We start from the raw sequence: 19,058 nt of genomic DNA on the forward strand, positions 1-19,058 counted from the left end.
GGCACATTCTTACTAAAATTCTGCACCAAGTGTAGCAGCCATTACAGCCTTTATTGTATGCATTCTGTTTTCAGCTTCATCAAATACTACTGAATGTTCTGATTCAAATACTTCATCTGTAACTTCCATTTCCGTAAGTCCAAATTTTTCATAAATCTGCTTGCCAATCTTTGTGTCTAAATCATGGAATGCAGGGAGACAATGCATAAATACAACATCCTTATCAGCATTGTTAATTAAATCCATTGTCACTCTGTATGGAAGTAAGTCATTGATACGTTCTTCCCATACTTCATCAGGTTCGCCCATTGAAACCCATACATCAGTATAGATTGCATTTGCATCCTTAGTTGCAACCATAGGGTCTTCAATAAATTCTAAAGTTGCTCCTGTTTCTTTAGCAACTGCCTGACATTCATCAATAAGTTCTTTAGCCGGCCAATATTTTTTTGGAGCACATGCTACAAAATGCATTCCCATTTTTGCGCATCCGACCATGAGCGAATTTCCCATGTTATAACGTGCATCGCCCATGTATACAAATTTAAGTCCTTCTAATTTTCCAAATTTTTCTTTTAATGTAAGAAAATCTGCTAAAATCTGTGTTGGATGAAATTCATTTGTAAGCCCATTCCATACAGGAACTCCTGCATACTCTGATAGCTGTTCAACGATTTCCTGCTCAAATCCTCTATATTCAATACCGTCAAACATTCTTCCTAATACTCTTGCAGTATCTTTAATGCTTTCTTTCTTACCAATCTGTGAACCTGTTGGGTCTAAATATGTAACTCCCATTCCTAAATCATGAGCTGCTACTTCAAAAGAGCATCTTGTTCTTGTACTTGTTTTTTCAAATATAATTGCTATATTCTTTCCTTTTAATACATCAACGAGTTCTCCGGCTTTCTTTTTTGCCTTTAACTGCGCTGCCAAATCAATAAATTCCCCAATCTGTTTTGGTGTAAAATCCAATAATTTTAAAAATGACTGTCCTTTAATGTTCATGTTCTCCTCCTAATGTTATGTCTTTGTATTATTTTTGTTATGTTTTTATATTGAATATTTATAATATCAGCAAGTTATTTCCTAGCAAACTTGTTTCCTAAATCAGTAAGTCTTTCTCTGACACTAACTGTCGAGCCGCTAACTCTAAGTTTTGGAAACGCTTTAACCTGTCTTTTTCCTAATTTCTGTGCTTTAAGAAGCATAGCTGCATATTTAGCTTCCATTTCTAATTTCTGTTTCTTTAATTCAACAATGCTTGTCTCATATGCACTCGCAATTTTCTCACGGCTGTTAACTGTTGCTTCTGCGATTTTTTCACGACTACTTGCTGTTGCTTCTGCGATTTTTTCACGACTACTTGCTGTTGCTTCTGCAATCTTTTCACGACTACTTGCTGTTGCTTCTGCAATCTTTTCCTTACTATTAGCTGTTGCTTCTGCAATCTTTTCCTTACTATTAGCTGTTGCTTCTGCAATCTTCACGCGGCTTTCAGCCGTCGCTTCTGCAAGTTTTTCCTTGCCTTCTTCTGTTTTTTCAGAAACAGTAATTGCTGAATTTCCAACCACATCTTTAAGCTGATCTCCAATATCTTTAAGGCCGTCAGCAATTTTTTCAAGCTGTCCAAGACTCTTCTTAAATCCTACAATTTCCTTAACAGTTACAATTATATCAATAATAAATGCTATCGCAAATATTACTAACAAAGCATATATTACCATAAGCGGAATCTTACTTACCACACCATAAATCATTGGATGAATCATGTTAACCATAATCATACTTCCAAGACCCCACTTTATGCTAAACTCCAGGCAAATATAACCACCTATATTAAATCTATTTTCTGAATAATCCCACCATCTCATACGGAATATTTTATCCAAAATCCAACCGGTAAATAATTCTAGCACTGAACAAATTACCACACCACCTATAAATAACACAATTGCATTATCCTTAAGTGGTTCTAGTGCATATAGGATTCCAACCATCCCAACTCCATAAATCGGGCAAACAGGTCCATTCAAAAATCCTCTGTTTACTACTTTTCCCCTTGTAATTGCAACAAACGAAACTTCAACGCACCATCCAAGAAAAGCATAAATAAAAAAGAATACCAGACAATTAATAAACACATTCATCTCTTTAAACTGTATTTCCTTTCCGCTTAATTATTAAAAAATACCATTCCTTATATTAAACAACTATTTTTTTGCCTGCATTAAATAAGGAATCATCTGCCCTATTACTTAATCTCATTTTTAAGAGCATAATAATTTTCACTAATAAAAAAGATTATACTACGTATTAATATCTGTAGCAAACAAAAAAAGACTACTATTTTAGTTTTTATTTTACCTCAAACTTACTTTCAACAAGCAGCCAGTTTGCCCTAAACAATCTCATTATCTGCCAATAAGCTGCCCCCCTAAGATTGTATTCATCAATTAAATTTAATTTTGCATTTATGCTCCTTACATCTTCAAACCATACCTCATGTATTTCATTTCCGATTGTGTAATTAAAAAATGGAGTTTGTGCCACATTATCATATTGTACTGTAGCGCCATTATTAATTGCTAGTTGAATTGCCTCAACATTTCCAATTGTCTTAGCTTTAGTCACACCTTTTTCATATGGCAAAGTCCAATCATAGCCGTAGTTTGGTATTCCCATATCGATTTTTGCCTCAGGAATTTGTGAAAGTGCATATTCAATTACCTGTCTGACTTTATTAATTGGCGCCACCGCCATTGGTGAACTATAAGTATAACCCCATTCGTATGTCATCAAAAGGACTGAATTTGCGGCAGCACCAAGTCCACCATAATCTTTTCCTTCATATAGCAAACCTTTCTGGTCAGATGACGTCTTTGGTGCAAGTGCCACTGACACCCAAATTCCATACTCATTCATTCGTCTTGTACATTCTGCAACAAAACTTGTGAAGGCATCTCTGTCTTCTTTATAAATATATTCAAAATCTATATCAAGCCCTGCAAAGCCCTTTTCATTCATTAAATAAATCAAATTGCCTATCAGGTTTTCAATTGCCTGCTCATTATTAACTAGAGCTGTAATCAAATTATTGCTAAATACTCCATTTTCATCAAATGGAGTAAGCGTAAGTACAGGCTTGGTATCATTTTCATAGGCTTCATTTATCATCCACTGGTCATCTAAAGCCGGAGACACAACTTCCCCTTCCTTAGTAAATCCATACGAAAAAATATATAATCCTGACAAATACGGCAAAGTTACTCTCAACACATAATTACTTATAAAAGGATACGCATAGCCATTTATTACTCTTCTTGTTCTATACTGATTTGGTCGAAATTCAACTAAAAGAGCCTGCCCAACTGCTAATTTATACGGATAAATAAGCTGATTTGCAAATATTATTTCTTCTACCGGTGTTCCAAATTTATTTGCAATGCTATCAACTGTATCCAGTGGTTCCACAACATATATCTGCATACGGTACCTCTTTCTAAATTCCACTTATACTAATTTATGTTGTTTAGTATATTTGTGTCACTTTCTACAAGGTGCAAACTGCCATTTAATTTTCTATATATTAGGTATCAACTTTTAGGAGAAATGGATATTTTATTTTGTTTCACATGTCTAAGCCCTAAAAAACAGAGGATGCGAAGTTATAAACTCGCATCCTCTGTTTTTTCGTAATACTAAAGTTATAAGATTTTCCCTATAGGAAATAATGTATTGTTAAAACTAATAATAGTTTGTAACCATATTTTAATTTTATTGTCTTTAGAATAAAATTCCGCCGTACTGAGCAATTACTGCTGCAAATACAAGTGAAACAATTGTCATTAATTTGATTAAGATATTGATTGATGGTCCTGATGTATCCTTGAACGGATCACCTACTGTATCACCAACAACTGCTGCCTTATGAGCATCGCTTCCTTTTCCGCCTGCGAAACCACCTTCGATATACTTCTTAGCGTTATCCCAAGCACCACCTGCGTTTGCCATGAAGATAGCCATCATAACACCACTTACAAGTGCACCTGCAAGCATACCACCAAGAGCTTCTACGCCGAGTAAGAATCCGATTAATAATGGTGCTACTACTGCCATAACACCCGGAATAATCATTTCATGTAAAGCTGCCTGTGTTGAAATACCAACACATGTCTTATAGTCAGGTTTTTCTGTTCCTTTAAGGATTCCCGGTTTTTCTTTGAACTGACGACGAACTTCTTCAATCATCTTATTTGCTGCCTTACCAACTGAAGACATTGTTAAAGCTGAGAACATAAATGGAAGCATACCACCAATGAATAAACCTGCAACTACAGGAGCATCAAGGATGTTAATTCCTTCTTTTGTAATGCCTGCTGTTTCAGCAAATGAAACAAATAATGATAAAGCTGTAAGTGCTGCTGAACCAATGGCAAAACCTTTACCAATTGCTGCTGTTGTGTTACCAACTGCATCTAATTTATCTGTAATATCTCTAACGCTTTCATCAAGTTCTGACATTTCTGCAATACCACCTGCATTATCAGCAATTGGACCATAAGCATCAACTGCGATTGTCATACCTGTTGTTGAAAGCATACCAACTGCTGCAAGAGCGATACCATACATTCCAGCAAAATGGAAAGCAACTAAAATACCGATTGCAACGATGATGATAGGAATAAATGTTGATTTCATACCAACTGATAAACCGCTGATAATATTTGTTGCTGAACCTGTCTGAGAGCTTTCAGCGATTTCTTTAACACTCTTATATTTTTCTGAAGTATACATTTCTGTAACTTTACCAATAATAGTACCAACGATAAGACCTGAAATAATTGCGATAAATGCATCGAATCCACCGAAAAATACTTTGCTTAAAATTGCTGATGCAATAATAACTAAAACTGTAGCTGTATATTCGCCTGCATTTAAAGCCTTCTGAGGATCAGAACCTTCTTTACCTCTAACAAAGAAAGTTGCGATTACAGAAGCAAGAATACCGATTGCTGCAATAACAAGTGGGAAAAGAGCTGTCATAAATGATGTAGCATCTCCCAATGTTGTAACAATACCTAATGTAACTGCTGAAACTAAAGCACCAACATAACTTTCAAATAAGTCAGCACCCATACCTGCAACGTCACCTACATTGTCACCTACGTTATCAGCGATAACTGCCGGGTTTCTTGGATCATCTTCAGGAATACCAGCTTCAACTTTACCAACAAGGTCAGCACCAACGTCTGCTGCCTTTGTATAGATACCACCACCAACTCTTGCAAAAAGAGCAATTGATGAAGCACCTAAACTAAATCCTGTAAGTATACTAACTGAATTAGAAGTAATTCCTGTTGTAGCATTAAGCACAATGAAAATAACGCTAAGTCCAACAATACCAAGACCTACAACGCAAAGACCCATAACTGCACCACCTGAGAATGCAATTGAAAGAGCCTTATTCATACCACTTTCCTTAGCTGCATTTGCAGTTCTAACATTTGCCTTAGTAGCAACTGTCATTCCAAAATAACCTGCTAAAGTTGAGAAAGCTGCTCCAACTAAGAAACAAACGGCTGTAAGCCAGCTAACTCCAAATCCAATAACTATAAAAAGCACTGCCGCAAAAATAACTAAAACCTTATATTCTGAATATAAAAATGCTTTAGCACCTTCTGCAATGGCGTCTGAAATTTCTACCATTCTTTCATTTCCAGGTTTAGCTTTTCCAATAACCACTGCTTTGTATGCTGCAAAAATTAAAGCAATAACACCTGCTATCGGAGCTAAATAAACCAAATTCTCCATTTCAAATTTCCTCCTGTTTTCAATTTTTCTTTTAATAATTTTGAGGCTAATAAAGTTTATCATTTCCAGCATTTAACAAAATTAACTATATCGTATTTTTACTTGTTTTATTTAACTTATATACATTTTTTATTTAAGAAAATAAACTTTATTTCAAATCCCCATTAATATTTCAATAGATTATCATTTTATTTCAAACTTATCAAGTATTTTGTTAATTTTTTCACAATAAAATTTTCACTAATAAAAGTGCAAAAGTTTTTTTGAACGTTTTCTTTCTTAATTAAATATGTTTTATTTCCATCATAAATTTTTACTTAAAAAAGTTTTTTAATTTGTTTTATTTTAAGTTATTTTTTATTAGATCTTTTTTTATGAACTTTTTCTTCCTTTTTTCTTTATTTAGTAAATTTTCCTTTGTAATTTTTATAAAGTGTGTGTTATAATATCTGTGTTAAAATAAAGTTTAAACTTAACTTTATTAATAACAGGCTGAAAAATAATATGAAATTAAAGGAGAACTACTATGAGACATGAACTTGATCACATTGATGAACAAATTATCAGACTGCTTCACGAAAATGCCCGTACCCCCCTTAAGGCAATAGCCAGTCAGGTGTTTCTTTCATCCCCGGCAGTTTCTGCAAGAATTGAACGTCTTGAGAAAGCCGGAATTATAACAGGCTACAATGCAATAATCAATCCTGCTGAATTAGGATATCATATTAAGGCATTTATTAATTTGGAAGTAAAACCGGGACAGAAGAAAGACTTCTACCCATACATAAAGAGCTGTGATAACGTTATTGAATGTAATTGCGTAACAGGAGAATACGCAATGCTTATTGAAGTAATGTTTAAAAGCACTGAAGAACTTGACCATTTTATCGGCGAACTTCAGAAGTTTGGAAGCACAAAGACTCAGATTGTTTTCTCAACATCTGTACCTCACAGAGGAATTCCTCTTTCAGACTAATTTTTAATACTAATCGCTATAGAATGATAATATAAAAGCTTAGATGCTTTAGATTTTTTAATAGTAATATGAGATTTAGTTATTATGAATCTCCAAAAAATACGGCTGAATTTTATTTTGAAATTCAGCCGTATTTTTTAATTACATTTCAGAAATCCTGCTTTAGTCTCGAATTACAGAGATCCTATTCTAATCACACATTTCAGAAATCCCACTTTAGTCTCATAGTTCATAAATTCTATTTATCTTCTTTAGATTATCAATAATATCATATCCATTTCTTAAAATTATATTGCAATTATGCTCTGATAGATGCCTACGGCTTTCTATCTGATTATTTGTGCTTATAATTCTTTTATCTTCATTAAATATAAAATTCATAATCTCACACGCCCATGCACGTGCCGGTTTTTTTAATGATAAAAAATGCACTGTATCCGTAACATTAATCTTTTCACTTAAAACATCTGATGCAAATATTTTAGCGCCACTTGCCTGTGCCGCCAAAAGTGCTGTTGACAATGCTGTCTTTTTCCATGGAGCCAGAATAATATCTGATGCCGATAAAGCTTTATCAAGGTTTTCCATAGATCCAAGAAAATACAACCTTTCTTCAAATCCATATCTCGAAGCATACTTTTTAAAGAATTTGATTTCATTTATTTCCTTCTTATTATCTTCATTACCTATAAATAAAAGACATGCATTTTTAACTTCTCTTAATTCACGAAATATTTCTATAGAAAATTTCTGATTAAATTGGTCACTTATATTTCCAATATGCAAAAAAACAATCTGGTTGTCATCTATTCCAAGAGAACTTCTAAACTCTTTTGCAGTATCTAAATTAAACTCATATTCAATTACATCAACTGCCTTATTCACAGAAACAATTTCCTCTTTATTTTCATTCGGCACCATTATGCCTTCATTACCTTCATCGATTTCATTTGTCACTGCTGCATTTGTGTTAACATGGTCTACTCCGGATATTTCCCGATTAACACTTTTACTTCCATTATTATCCAAATTAATTTCATTCGTATCAGCATTCTTTTTACCGGATGCAGCTGTATTATCCGATTGATTGTTATTTCCTGTTGTGACTATGTGTGTGATTTCATCATTTTTATTATTTTTTCTATTATGAGCGACGTCATTTTCACTACAGTTAATAATTCTTACCGGTATTTCATTTTCTTTTGCCACAGCTAAAGCGACCATTCCATTTTTCAAAAAAGAATGTACAACATCGTATTTATTTCTTTTCTGAATGAATTCTGCAAATTTAGTTTTAAATTTTCTATCGGAAGTACTCGCACATAAGCAGAATACATTGCATCCTTCATTGCTAAACTGCTTCTCCATACTTCCTAATTGATTTGCTGCAACTAATATATCAAAATGAAATTTATTCCTATCCATATTTTTGACATAACTTAATACAGTGGAATTTAGGGCACAAAATTCCATCCTATCTAATAATAGTAAAATATTCTTATCTCCCATTATTTTCTCCTTTTCATAATTTGTAATTAATTTTTCAACCCAATTAGTCTAATCTACTATTTAAATAAGAAACAATTGCTATCCAATCTAAATATTTGTATGCATAAATGCTAAACTTTTCTGCCGCATTTGTACTATAAGAACTGATTATGCCAATCAAATAACATAAATACACAAAATCAGTATCTTTATCTATGTACTGTGACAATAATTTTTTATATTTGTCATACACGGCAATCGTCTTGTCGCCATCATTCTGCAAACCGTATAAAGACATTTTGGTTAAATAATGAAATGCATCTACGTATTCAGGCATCTCATAATGCGCATACTCAAAGTCATACATGCACACTTCTTTTTTGCTATTATAATAAATGTTCCAAGGCGAAAAATCACCGTGACTAACCGCATAATAATCCTCTGTTTCTTTAAGCTGGTTTTCTATAATTCTAATTGAATGCTGTAATATCATTCCCTCATTTTTCGGGAACTTTGTCTTTATTTCGGATTTTAATTTCTGAATTAATCTATATAAATCTGTCTCCTCATATTTACATAATATCTTTGTTTTGTCCATAATGTCTTTAAGACACTTCATATGCCTATCATCAAATTCAAGTTTAACTTTTTCTGAAAGTTTCTTCTCGCTTTTTTGTGCAAAAATATGCAAATCCCCAATAATAGACGCATCTATTATTTCAGGAATGTTTGCAACTTCTTTTTCATGCAAAAAGTCAATCATATCTATCTCGTGCTTCATCACATTAATAACTTCAGAAGAATTAGAAATTCTCAAATAGCACAATATCTTCTCATTCGTAAAAATCTGTAGCGTAACTTTTTGGTTTAATTCAGACGAAATATCTCCCATATAAGCTGCTACATAATAATTTTCCGTTCCAACTAAACCGTCTATATATTCCTTTAGCTGTGGCTGCAACAATAAGTTAACTGTCTCAACTCCCATTTTGCGAAGCGCAAATCCAACATCCTTTACCGTTAAAATTAAATCTCTTCTTTTCTGATCCTTCTTAGAATATGGCTGACACATTTCAATCGCCAATTTCAATTTATCTGCCGGAAGAATCCATGTATTTTCGTTCTGATTAAAAACGAGGTACCTTCCACCTCCATCATCAGATGCAAATATACAATTTAATAATTGTTTATACCCGAACATCTCTACATCCCTCTTTTCAACAAATTTTCCGTAATTTTTCCCTGCATAATTGCCGTATTTGTTATTTTCATACTATCTGTCATAAATTTGTTACTTTATGCCATACTGCAAATCATAAAATTATTTTATTTGTCTTTCCTATAAATTTATATTTTAGTTTTTCATTTTGTTCTTAAATTCAAATTTAATATTACTTTAGTTTTCTTTTTAATCCTTTTTATTTTTTTAATCCGTTTCTAAATTTTTTCTATAATTTTATCTCATTTTGTAATCTGACCTAAATAATTCATTTGGTCGTTTTTATAATTTTATCCTTTCCTTAAATTTTATTTTTCCTATCTGTACTCTCAATACAGACTTAGCAAATTAACACGTTAAATAATACTTTAATTATACTATTTTAAAGGTATTATATCAAATATTAATAAGCACAATTTTTACGTTGCTCCATTGTACAATATGGCGTTTTTTTACTAATTAAATTTTGATGTGGATTTTGTTATAATGCTATGCAATATGTCGTTTTACCAATTATATTTTGATGTATATTTTGCTTTGTACTGCTGTGTAATATAGCGTTTTTTTACTAATTGTGTTACGATTACACAAGATTAAATTTTTGATAACACATATGGTAACGAGAGGATTTTGTTATGCAGAAAGATGATTTATATTCATCAGGGGAATTTGCCAAAATGGCACATGTTTCCGTGAGAACAATACGTTATTACGATAAACAGAATATTTTAAAACCAACTTATATTACTGATTACGGAGCAAGATTTTATTCTCATGAGGATTTGGTTAGATTACAGCAAATCCTTTTGCTCAAATACCTTGGTTTTTCTTTGGATGACATCAGAGAAATCACAATCGACGACAGTAATTCGCAAATGCTTCTCAATTCATTGAATATGCAGCTTAAACTTGTTCAGGATAGAATCGAGCAAATGCAGATGGTGGAGAAGGCGATTAAAGACACAACAACTGCCTTAACAAAGGAACATCATGTTGACTGGAGCCAGATGTTAGAGCTTATTCATTTGACAAATGCAGAAAATTCCATAAAAACACAGTATCAGAATGCTTCTAATATTTCTGCAAGAATTAATTTGCACAATTTATACTCTCATAATGAGCAGCATTGGTTTAACTGGCTTTATGACAATTACAACATTCAGCCGTGCATGAAGGTTTTAGAAATCGGTTGTGGAAGCGGAGCCCTTTGGTCCCAAAATATGGACAAAGTACCTTCTGACATTAACATTTATCTTTCTGATATTTCTCAGGGAATGATTCGTGATACCAGACGTGCTATCGGACTTGCTGACACACGATTTTCTTTTGGAACATTTGACTGCGAAAATATTCCATATAAAGATGAAGAATTTGACCTTGTAATTGCTAATCATGTGCTTTTCTACTGTGAAAATATTGATACTGCTCTCTCTGAAGTCAACAGAGTTCTAAAGAAAGGCGGTCGTTTCATATGTAGCACTTACGGAAATAAGCATATGTGTGAGATTGACAAACTTGTCAAATCTTTTGACAACCGTATAAATTTGTCATCAAATAAACTTTATGAAAAATTTGGTCTTGATAATGGTGAAGATTTTCTTAAACTTCATTTTAACTCTATTCAAATGAAGCCTTATGAAGATTACCTTGAGGTTGACCAAGCTGAGCCATTGATGGAATATATTTTGTCCTGTCACGGAAACCAGAATGAATATATTCTTAGCAAATATCAGGAATTCAAAGATTTTGTCGAGCAGAAAACAAAAACGCCTTTCCATATTACTAAAGAAGCCGGAATATTTGTTTGCGTGAAATAAATGATGGCATTTAGCAAAAACAAAAATAAGTTAGGGTACAACTCTGTACCCTAAAGTTAACTTAAGGTTTTACAAGGGTACAACTTTGTACCCCTAAGCATAAAATTTCTTTTCCTTAATTATGAAATCTGATATAAGACTCAATAAAATGTAAAAGATAACTGTTACTTATGGTATAAGTGAACAATCTTAGCAAATAATAGCTTCAAGAATCTAAAATATCGCACCATATGTACCAAATTTGCATAAAATAGTGCACTTAAATATGAATTTTTTATTAAATTTCAAAAAAATTGAAAAAAAGACTTGAAGGTGACGTTACGTCACCTTTTATTATATACTTAACATTTGAGTCAGACAGTTTTATTGCTTTCAAAGTAGAATGTTTTATGATATTTAAAATCGTGCGAACTAATATTGTTGAATTGATAAATTTTATCAACTAATATTGTTGCAAAAATCGTGCAACCGGATATTGCTACGATAATTTTATCATCATCAAATTCTACTTAAGCAAAATTTGATTAAACAAAGGAGATATACTATGAAAGGTATTATTTTAGCAGGTGGTTCAGGCACACGTCTTTACCCTCTCACAATGGTAACTTCTAAACAGTTACTTCCTATTTATGACAAACCTATGATTTATTATCCAATGTCAGTTTTAATGAATGCAGGCATTCGTGATATTTTAATCATTTCTACACCACAGGATACTCCTCGTTTCCAGGAATTACTTGGCGACGGACATCAGTTTGGTGTTAACCTTTCTTATAAGGTTCAGCCTAGCCCGGACGGACTTGCTCAGGCATTTGTAATCGGTGAAGAATTTATTGGTGATGATTGTGTTGCCATGGTTCTTGGTGATAACATTTTTGCAGGTCACGGACTTAAGAAGCGTTTAAAAGCTGCTGTTGAAAATGCAGAAAGTGGAAAAGGTGCAACAGTATTTGGTTACTATGTTGACGATCCTGAAAGATTTGGTATCGTAGAATTTGACAAAGAAGGTAAGGCTATTTCTATAGAAGAAAAGCCTGCACAGCCAAAGAGTAACTACTGCGTTACAGGTCTTTATTTCTATGATAATAAGGTTGTTGAATATGCTAAAAACCTTAAGCCAAGTGCTAGAGGTGAATTAGAAATCACTGATTTGAACAGAATCTACTTAGAAAACAACGAATTAAATGTTGAACTTTTAGGACAAGGATTCACTTGGTTAGATACAGGAACACATGAAAGTCTTGTTGAAGCAACTAACTTTGTTAAGACTGTTGAAACACATCAGCATAGAAAAATTGCATGTCTTGAAGAAATCGCTTACCTTAACGGATGGATTTCAAGAGAAGACGTTCTTAAAGTTTATGAAATATTAAAGAAAAATCAGTATGGCCAGTATTTAAAAGATGTACTTGATGAAAAATACATGGACGTACTTCACTAATTAAAACTTTGTTTTCTTTGAAAACTTAGTTTGATAAACAGGGTATTTCCCTAAGCAATAACATTCATGTTATTAGAAAAAGAAAATTTACACAATTAAGGAGAATTATTATGAACATTATCGTAACCGGCGGTGCCGGATTTATCGGAAGTAACTTTGTATTCCATATGTTAAACACATATCCGGACTACCGTATCATTTGTCTTGACTGCCTCACATACGCAGGAAATCTTTCAACACTTGCTCCAGTTATGGACAATCCAAATTTCCGTTTTGTAAAAGAAGACATCACAGATAGAGAAGCTGTATATAAATTATTTGAAGAAGAACATCCGGACATCGTTGTTAACTTTGCTGCAGAAAGCCATGTTGACCGTTCAATCGAAAACCCTGAAGTATTCTTAAACACAAATATTTTAGGAACTGCAGTTCTTATGGATGCTTGTAGAAAATACGGCATCAAGCGTTATCATCAGGTATCAACTGATGAAGTTTATGGTGATTTACCACTTGACAGACCTGACTTATTCTTCACTGAAGAAACACCAATTCACACAAGCAGCCCATACAGTTCATCAAAAGCTGCTGCTGACTTATTAGTATTAGCATATCACAGAACATATGGACTTCCTGTAACAATCAGCAGATGTTCAAATAACTACGGACCATATCATTTCCCAGAGAAATTGATTCCACTTATGATTGCTAATGCATTAAATGACAAACCACTTCCAGTATATGGCAAGGGCGAAAACGTTCGTGACTGGTTATATGTAGAAGATCACTGCCGTGCAATCGACTTAATCATCCACAAAGGTAGAGTTGGTGAAGTTTACAATGTTGGTGGTCACAATGAAATGACAAACATCGATATCGTTAAGATTATTTGTAAAGAATTAGGCAAACCAGAAAGCCTTATCACATATGTAGCTGATAGAAAGGGACACGATATGCGTTACGCTATCGACCCAACAAAGATTCACAACGAACTTGGATGGTTACCTGAAACAAAATTTGCTGATGGTATCAAGAAGACAATTCAGTGGTATCTTGACAACAAAGAATGGTGGGAAACTATCATTTCCGGAGAATATCAGAATTATTATGAAAAAATGTATGGCAACAGATAATATGTCTGCCTAAATGAAAATCCTGTTTTCTTCCCTGGAAACAGGATTTTTCATAATTCAATGGTGTACACTAAAATATATGTAATTTTAAAATCACAAGATGCCCGGGGCAAAAGGTCTTTTACCCACTTATAAGCAAGTTTATGTGGTCTTAAACCTTTTACCACTGGCATTGTTACAATATCAAAAAGGAGTAAATATGAAAATTCTCGTAACAGGAGTTAAAGGTCAATTAGGATTTGACGTAGTAAATGAATTAAAAGAGAAAAATATTGAAGCAGTTGGTGTTGATATCGAAGAAATGGATATCACAGACAAGGCTTCTGTAGATAAAGTCATCAAAGAAGTTAATCCTGACGCAGTAATTCACTGTGCTGCATGGACAGCCGTTGACGCTGCTGAAGATGAAGATAAGCAGGAAAAAGTTAAACTTGTAAACGTAAATGGAACACAGAATATCGCTGATGTTTGTAAGGAACTTGATATAAAAATGATGTATATTTCAACTGACTATGTATTTAACGGAGAAGGAACAGAACCTTGGCAGCCTGATTGCAAAGACTATGCACCTCAAAACGTTTACGGTCAGACAAAACTCGATGGTGAATTAGCTGTCGCAAATACATTAGACAAATATTTTATCGTAAGAATCGCATGGGTATTTGGTAAAAACGGAAATAACTTTATCAAGACAATGCTTAAAGTTGGCAAGAATCATGACCAGTTAAAGGTTGTTTCAGACCAGATAGGAACTCCAACTTACACATTTGACCTTGCTAAATTATTAGTATCTATGATTGTTACTGACAAATATGGATACTATCATGCAACAAACGAAGGTGGCTACATCAGTTGGTGGGATTTCACAAAAGAAATCTTCAAACAGGCTACTGAAATGGGTTATGACAGATACAGTGAAAAAAACATTACTGTTACACCTGTCACAACTGCTGAATACGGCGTTTCAAAAGCAAAACGTCCATTTAACAGCCGTCTCGATAAGAGCAAATTAGTTGAAAATGGATTCACTCCACTTCCAACATGGCAGGATGCTGTTAGCAGATATTTAAAAGAACTTGATATTGAAAGTTTGTAAAAATCAAAATATTTTATAAATAAGGAGTAAATAAAAATGGGACAGATTAAAGTTGAAAAAAATGCAGGTGGAATCAAAGGATTATGCGTTATCGAGCCAACAGTACACGGTGATGCAAGAGGATATTTTATGGAAACATACAACCAGAAAGATATGCAGGAAGCCGGACTTGACATGGTATTTGTACAGGATAATCAGTCAAGTTCTACTAAGGGTGTTCTCCGTGGTCTTCATTTCCAAAAAGAATTTCCACAGGGCAAATTAGTTAGAGTTGTAAAGGGTAGCGTATTTGATGTAGCTGTTGACTTAAGAAGTGATTCAGAAACATACGGAAAATGGTTTGGTGTTGAACTTACTGAAGAAAACAAGAAACAGTTCTACATTCCAGAAGGATTTGCTCATGGTTTCTTAGTACTTTCAGACCTTGCTGAATTCTGCTACAAATGTACAGACTTCTATCATCCTGGTGATGAAGGTGGACTTGCTTGGAATGATCCTGAAATTGGAATCAAATGGCCACAGCTTGTTGGCGAATACAAAGGAACTGCAAGCGGCGAAGGCTATAAGTTAGAAGACGGAACAGCACTTAACCTTAGCGACAAAGATCAGTTATGGGTAGGCTTAAAGGATACATTTAAGTTTTAATTAGATATGCACTCTTCAAGGTGTATGATTAAAGCAGGGCTGGCACTTGTGCCAGCCCTGCTTTGGTTTTTTAATTATTATTAATCCATTAAATTCTTATTTTTTTACCTTCTTTATTTTACTTGAGTCATTTCCATATTTTTCATATGAGTTTTTAGGTAATTTATTCCAAAATTTTAATATGTTAAATCCACATACTTGCAATCTTTTCCCCAAATTTGTGCAACTAATTAATTCTCTTTTGTATTCTTTTAAACTATTACTTTTTGTAATTTCTATAACATTTTTTACATTGCATGCACCAACAAGCTCATCCTCTAAATTGTTAACCTGTGGTATGCAAATAACATCTTTAATTGCACTCTGTTTTTTTAAGAACTTAACATTGTAATCTAAAATATCTATATTCGTTTCAACATCTGTATCATATACTAGTATTACGGTAGTTCCACTTTTTAAAGGTCTTATTCTTGCAATAGAAAATTTGTTTTGTATTACATTAAATTTTTCCACTTTTCCACTTTCAATACAACCTATCTCCTGTTTCAACGCATTTACTATTTTTTTATCATCTTCACCCTCTACATAATATTGGTATATTCCATTTTTTCTCATCCCGCACCACCCTAACTATAAATCAGCAATTTCATATATTCTATTTAATTCCGGAGCAGTACAAAACAAATCATTTTCAACAGCATTTTTCAGCGAATCTGTATTCCTTTTTAAATACTTAGACGCACTAATACATTTTATTGTTGTTTCATCATCTGACATATCCTTTTTCAAAAATGAATAGGCATGTTTTGGTAACTGCATATCTAAAATATCAGAATTGTGGGTTGTGAAAAACAACTGTTTTCTTCCTTTAAGCTTATCTATTATAATCGATAAACATGCCTTCTCAATGTCACTATTAACAAATGAAAATAACTCATCACAATAATATAAATCATGCATATTACATATAAGTGATGTTATTATATAAGATATTTCAAGTCCAGCTTTAGTCCCACTTGACATTACATTACTATTTTCAATTCTTCCATCTTTGATTATTACAGAACAATTCTCCCAAATAATTGCATATGTGTTTTCAACTTCATTTACCTTTACTACTTCTTTTACTGATGGATCTAACGTTTTTAATATTTGTTCTAAAATAAATATATATTTATCATTTTCTTCAATAGTTTTATATTTTTTTTCCTCTATTACATCTATTGGATACGAAAAACTCCAACCATTTGTATTTATCTTATCATATGTTGTACAACTACAATTTTTCTCATTAAGTTTATTTGCGCACATTTCATAATTATCTTTAATTAAAATAGGAGTATAATATATTTTAATGTCCACTTCATCCTCACTATAATCATCTTTTTCTTTTGGCAATACCTTCATTTCAAATCTATAAAGAATATTGGTATCTGTAACAAAATCAATTGAAATTTTTGCTTCTTTTTTTTCATCAGAAATTCTATCTGTAAATCTTCTAAATCCACCATCATTTAAATAATTTGTAAACAACATAAGCAATCGTCCTAATGATGTTTTCCCAGTGGCATTTCCACCCATAATTATATTTACTTTCTTATATCTAAAATTAGGTCTTTCCTCTAAAAATTCCTCTTCTATTGTTGAATCTACTATTTTCTTTGGATAAGACATATTCATATGAAAATTTTTAAAAGCATAAAAATTATCAACTTTAATATCCATAATAATCATAGCTCGTTCTCCTTTGTTTATTTGTTCGTGTTTTATGAAGTAATACTCTTCCATTTATTATACCTCTTTTTGTTTTATTTTCAAGCATGTATAATTTTATACTTTGTGTACTAAAAAACAAATAAGTTTTAGATGTATATTTTAAATGTTTTTATATTAATCCATATATAACGTCGAACTTTGACAAACCAACACTCAATTGAATTTATAATATACTTTTTAGTCTTCTAATAAATGACATCATTTTACTAAGATAATTTGCAGTAACTTAATATTCTTCCTTACCTCAACTACTTCTTAAAAACTTCCCGAAGCTCACCCGCGACTTTTTTTCTTCGTGTAAATGGCATTTTGCCGATTCTATAAATGTACAAGAATGGGATTGCCCATTTATGCTTGTAAAAGAATGGGAAAAATTCCTCGATTGTATCCATTGAAGGGAAAAGTCTGCGGAATATGTATTTTACTTTATCGGATGCTTTCTTCTTCTCACCCTTAGTATACCCCATCTTGTGGGCCACACTATTTTCCAAATTTCCGTATGTTCCGGCGTCAAAAATATATGACAACATATCATGTTCTTTATCATCAAATGAATTCCACCACTTGTCTTGCTCTTTAGCATCAAATGAGCCACATAACTTGTCCTGTTTTTTAGCGTCAAATGACTCTCGCAACATATCCTGCTCTTTAGCATCAAATGAATCCTGCAACTCATCTGCTGCCGCATTGCCTTCTTTAGCATTCTCCCCAAACATTTTAAAGGCAATACTTCTAAATGTCTGCTCGAAATCGTAAGCATCAAGTTTCTTCAACTGCTCTTCAATGTAGTCAAAATCCAACTTTTCCTGCAAATTACTAACATACAAATATACGTCCAAAACAGTTCTCAAACCCATCCCACTATTAAGAAAATGCTTATATGTATGCACTATAAAATAAACATAAAAATCATTATCAGAAAAATAGAACTGATTTTTGCCATTTGCATCATTTATCAAAATTGACTTAACATCTTTATAATATTCATACCACTTAGGTCTTTCCTTTGAGCTTACCAACTGTCTGTGCATTTCAAAATTATATGCAGGGGGTTTCAAATACTCATCATGATATCCTTTATTATAATCATCAGATTTATATCCTCTTGCAGTCATAAACTCATAAACTTCTTTAGAATATTTATTGTCAAATAAAATATCATTATCAGCCATTTCCCTAAGTTCCGGAGCCGGATAATATTTTCTTATAACCATTCCTTTAAGAAGCATGTACCAAATATTATTTTTCTCGAAAAAATCCTGAATTGCTTCACGCTCTACATCCATAAGCACACTTTTGTAAATAAGCTGATTTTTCTCCTTTAACCAACGTTTCCAAATATCACTATCAGATTCAAATCCCAACTTTTCCATTGCCTGTGCCATAATTGAAACAAGATTATGTTTCTTTGCAATATAATAAATTCTTCCTATATATATTTTCTGAGAATTTTCTTCATTTGCCACATCTATAATATTTTCATTAAAAAAATCTTTGTCAATTATCTTATTGTTAACAAAATCTCCAAGGATTTTTATCACCATATAATAAGTTTTCAAATTTATATTTGCCATCACAATTTATCTCTTTCAATTTTTTATTTTAATACAATTATAAAATATTTCTTAAATTATATTTTATTATACTATGCCAAGC

Annotated in this window: 15 protein-coding genes; 6 read left to right on the forward strand and 9 right to left on the reverse strand. The window is 32.6% G+C overall.

The features are described 5' to 3' along the window. Nucleotides 1–12: 12 nt before the first annotated feature. The 4 genes from argF to DWX29_RS09215 form a co-directional block, all read right to left on the reverse strand. Nucleotides 13–1,008 carry an ornithine carbamoyltransferase gene (gene argF / locus DWX29_RS09200; protein WP_118565712.1) on the reverse strand — a complete coding sequence of 332 codons (996 nt, stop codon included), beginning with the start codon at nucleotides 1,006–1,008 and terminating at the stop codon, nucleotides 13–15. A gap of 74 nt (nucleotides 1,009–1,082) precedes the next feature. After that, on the reverse strand, nucleotides 1,083–2,144 hold the full coding sequence (locus tag DWX29_RS09205; protein ID WP_158574531.1) for a hypothetical protein: 1,062 nt from the start codon (nucleotides 2,142–2,144) through the stop codon (nucleotides 1,083–1,085). Nucleotides 2,145–2,358: 214 nt separating this feature from the next. Next, nucleotides 2,359–3,489: a glycosyl hydrolase family 18 protein gene (locus DWX29_RS09210; protein WP_117910286.1), complete on the reverse strand. Its 1,131-nt coding sequence runs from the start codon at nucleotides 3,487–3,489 to the stop codon at nucleotides 2,359–2,361. Between the two features lie 297 nt (nucleotides 3,490–3,786). After that, nucleotides 3,787–5,814: a sodium-translocating pyrophosphatase gene (locus tag DWX29_RS09215; protein WP_022088921.1), complete on the reverse strand. Its 2,028-nt coding sequence runs from the start codon at nucleotides 5,812–5,814 to the stop codon at nucleotides 3,787–3,789. A gap of 526 nt (nucleotides 5,815–6,340) precedes the next feature. On the opposite strand from DWX29_RS09215, the gene DWX29_RS09220 reads away from it, so the two are divergent. Continuing rightward, nucleotides 6,341–6,790 carry an Lrp/AsnC family transcriptional regulator gene (locus DWX29_RS09220; RefSeq protein ID WP_022088922.1) on the forward strand — a complete coding sequence of 150 codons (450 nt, stop codon included), beginning with the start codon at nucleotides 6,341–6,343 and terminating at the stop codon, nucleotides 6,788–6,790. A gap of 222 nt (nucleotides 6,791–7,012) precedes the next feature. Here the strand turns inward: DWX29_RS09220 and DWX29_RS09225 are convergent, their stop codons facing one another. Together DWX29_RS09225 and DWX29_RS09230 are read right to left on the reverse strand one after the other, a co-directional pair. Beyond that, nucleotides 7,013–8,299 (reverse strand): glycosyltransferase, encoded by a 1,287-nt coding sequence (locus DWX29_RS09225; RefSeq protein WP_118565714.1) that lies wholly within the window; start codon nucleotides 8,297–8,299, stop codon nucleotides 7,013–7,015. Between the two features lie 43 nt (nucleotides 8,300–8,342). Then, nucleotides 8,343–9,479, reverse strand: a complete 1,137-nt coding sequence (locus DWX29_RS09230) for a hypothetical protein (protein ID WP_117910289.1) — start codon at nucleotides 9,477–9,479, stop codon at nucleotides 8,343–8,345. 653 nt (nucleotides 9,480–10,132) lie between these two features. Here DWX29_RS09230 and DWX29_RS09235 point away from each other — a divergent pair. From DWX29_RS09235 to rfbC, 5 genes are all read left to right on the forward strand, one after another. Next, entirely contained in the window at nucleotides 10,133–11,314 is a 1,182-nt protein-coding gene (locus DWX29_RS09235) for a methyltransferase domain-containing protein (RefSeq protein WP_118565715.1), read from the forward strand. 544 nt (nucleotides 11,315–11,858) lie between these two features. After that, the gene (gene rfbA / locus DWX29_RS09240; protein WP_118565716.1) at nucleotides 11,859–12,755 is read left to right on the forward strand and encodes a glucose-1-phosphate thymidylyltransferase RfbA; all 897 of its coding nucleotides are present in this window, start codon (nucleotides 11,859–11,861) and stop codon (nucleotides 12,753–12,755) included. 110 nt (nucleotides 12,756–12,865) lie between these two features. Further along, the gene (rfbB, locus tag DWX29_RS09245; protein ID WP_022088927.1) at nucleotides 12,866–13,885 is read left to right on the forward strand and encodes a dTDP-glucose 4,6-dehydratase; all 1,020 of its coding nucleotides are present in this window, start codon (nucleotides 12,866–12,868) and stop codon (nucleotides 13,883–13,885) included. Between the two features lie 199 nt (nucleotides 13,886–14,084). Beyond that, nucleotides 14,085–14,981, forward strand: coding sequence for a dTDP-4-dehydrorhamnose reductase (rfbD, locus tag DWX29_RS09250; RefSeq protein ID WP_118565717.1), 897 nt, complete (start codon nucleotides 14,085–14,087; stop codon nucleotides 14,979–14,981). 36 nt (nucleotides 14,982–15,017) lie between these two features. Continuing rightward, a complete protein-coding gene (gene rfbC, locus DWX29_RS09255; RefSeq protein ID WP_022088929.1) occupies nucleotides 15,018–15,626 on the forward strand; it encodes a dTDP-4-dehydrorhamnose 3,5-epimerase in 609 nt (202 codons plus the stop codon). Between the two features lie 96 nt (nucleotides 15,627–15,722). Here rfbC and DWX29_RS09260 read toward each other — a convergent pair whose 3' ends face one another. The 3 genes from DWX29_RS09260 to DWX29_RS09270 form a co-directional block, all read right to left on the reverse strand. Next, nucleotides 15,723–16,241 carry a hypothetical protein gene (locus DWX29_RS09260; RefSeq protein ID WP_118565718.1) on the reverse strand — a complete coding sequence of 173 codons (519 nt, stop codon included), beginning with the start codon at nucleotides 16,239–16,241 and terminating at the stop codon, nucleotides 15,723–15,725. Between the two features lie 15 nt (nucleotides 16,242–16,256). After that, nucleotides 16,257–17,360: an ATP-binding protein gene (locus DWX29_RS09265; protein ID WP_118565719.1), complete on the reverse strand. Its 1,104-nt coding sequence runs from the start codon at nucleotides 17,358–17,360 to the stop codon at nucleotides 16,257–16,259. Between the two features lie 290 nt (nucleotides 17,361–17,650). After that, nucleotides 17,651–18,976, reverse strand: a complete 1,326-nt coding sequence (locus tag DWX29_RS09270) for a nucleotidyltransferase family protein (RefSeq protein ID WP_118565720.1) — start codon at nucleotides 18,974–18,976, stop codon at nucleotides 17,651–17,653. Between the last annotated feature and the right edge of the window lie 82 nt (nucleotides 18,977–19,058).

This window comes from Eubacterium sp. AF19-12LB, from assembly GCF_003479125.1.
GTDB classification, from domain to species: Bacteria; Bacillota; Clostridia; order Lachnospirales; family Lachnospiraceae; genus Eubacterium_U; species Eubacterium_U album.

Excerpts from the sequence above, each read along its gene's own strand:
- argF (WP_118565712.1), bottom strand. The coding sequence starts at position 1,008 with ATGAACATTAAAGGACAGTCATTTTTAAAATTATTGGATTTTACACCA.
- DWX29_RS09210 (WP_117910286.1), bottom strand. The coding sequence starts at position 3,489 with ATGCAGATATATGTTGTGGAACCACTGGATACAGTTGATAGCATTGCA.
- DWX29_RS09215 (WP_022088921.1), bottom strand. The coding sequence starts at position 5,814 with ATGGAGAATTTGGTTTATTTAGCTCCGATAGCAGGTGTTATTGCTTTA.
- DWX29_RS09220 (WP_022088922.1), top strand. The coding sequence starts at position 6,341 with ATGAGACATGAACTTGATCACATTGATGAACAAATTATCAGACTGCTT.
- DWX29_RS09225 (WP_118565714.1), bottom strand. The coding sequence starts at position 8,299 with ATGGGAGATAAGAATATTTTACTATTATTAGATAGGATGGAATTTTGT.
- DWX29_RS09230 (WP_117910289.1), bottom strand. The coding sequence starts at position 9,479 with ATGTTCGGGTATAAACAATTATTAAATTGTATATTTGCATCTGATGAT.
- DWX29_RS09235 (WP_118565715.1), top strand. The coding sequence starts at position 10,133 with ATGCAGAAAGATGATTTATATTCATCAGGGGAATTTGCCAAAATGGCA.
- rfbA (WP_118565716.1), top strand. The coding sequence starts at position 11,859 with ATGAAAGGTATTATTTTAGCAGGTGGTTCAGGCACACGTCTTTACCCT.
- rfbB (WP_022088927.1), top strand. The coding sequence starts at position 12,866 with ATGAACATTATCGTAACCGGCGGTGCCGGATTTATCGGAAGTAACTTT.
- rfbD (WP_118565717.1), top strand. The coding sequence starts at position 14,085 with ATGAAAATTCTCGTAACAGGAGTTAAAGGTCAATTAGGATTTGACGTA.
- rfbC (WP_022088929.1), top strand. The coding sequence starts at position 15,018 with ATGGGACAGATTAAAGTTGAAAAAAATGCAGGTGGAATCAAAGGATTA.
- DWX29_RS09260 (WP_118565718.1), bottom strand. The coding sequence starts at position 16,241 with ATGAGAAAAAATGGAATATACCAATATTATGTAGAGGGTGAAGATGAT.
- DWX29_RS09265 (WP_118565719.1), bottom strand. The coding sequence starts at position 17,360 with ATGATTATTATGGATATTAAAGTTGATAATTTTTATGCTTTTAAAAAT.
- DWX29_RS09270 (WP_118565720.1), bottom strand. The coding sequence starts at position 18,976 with ATGGCAAATATAAATTTGAAAACTTATTATATGGTGATAAAAATCCTT.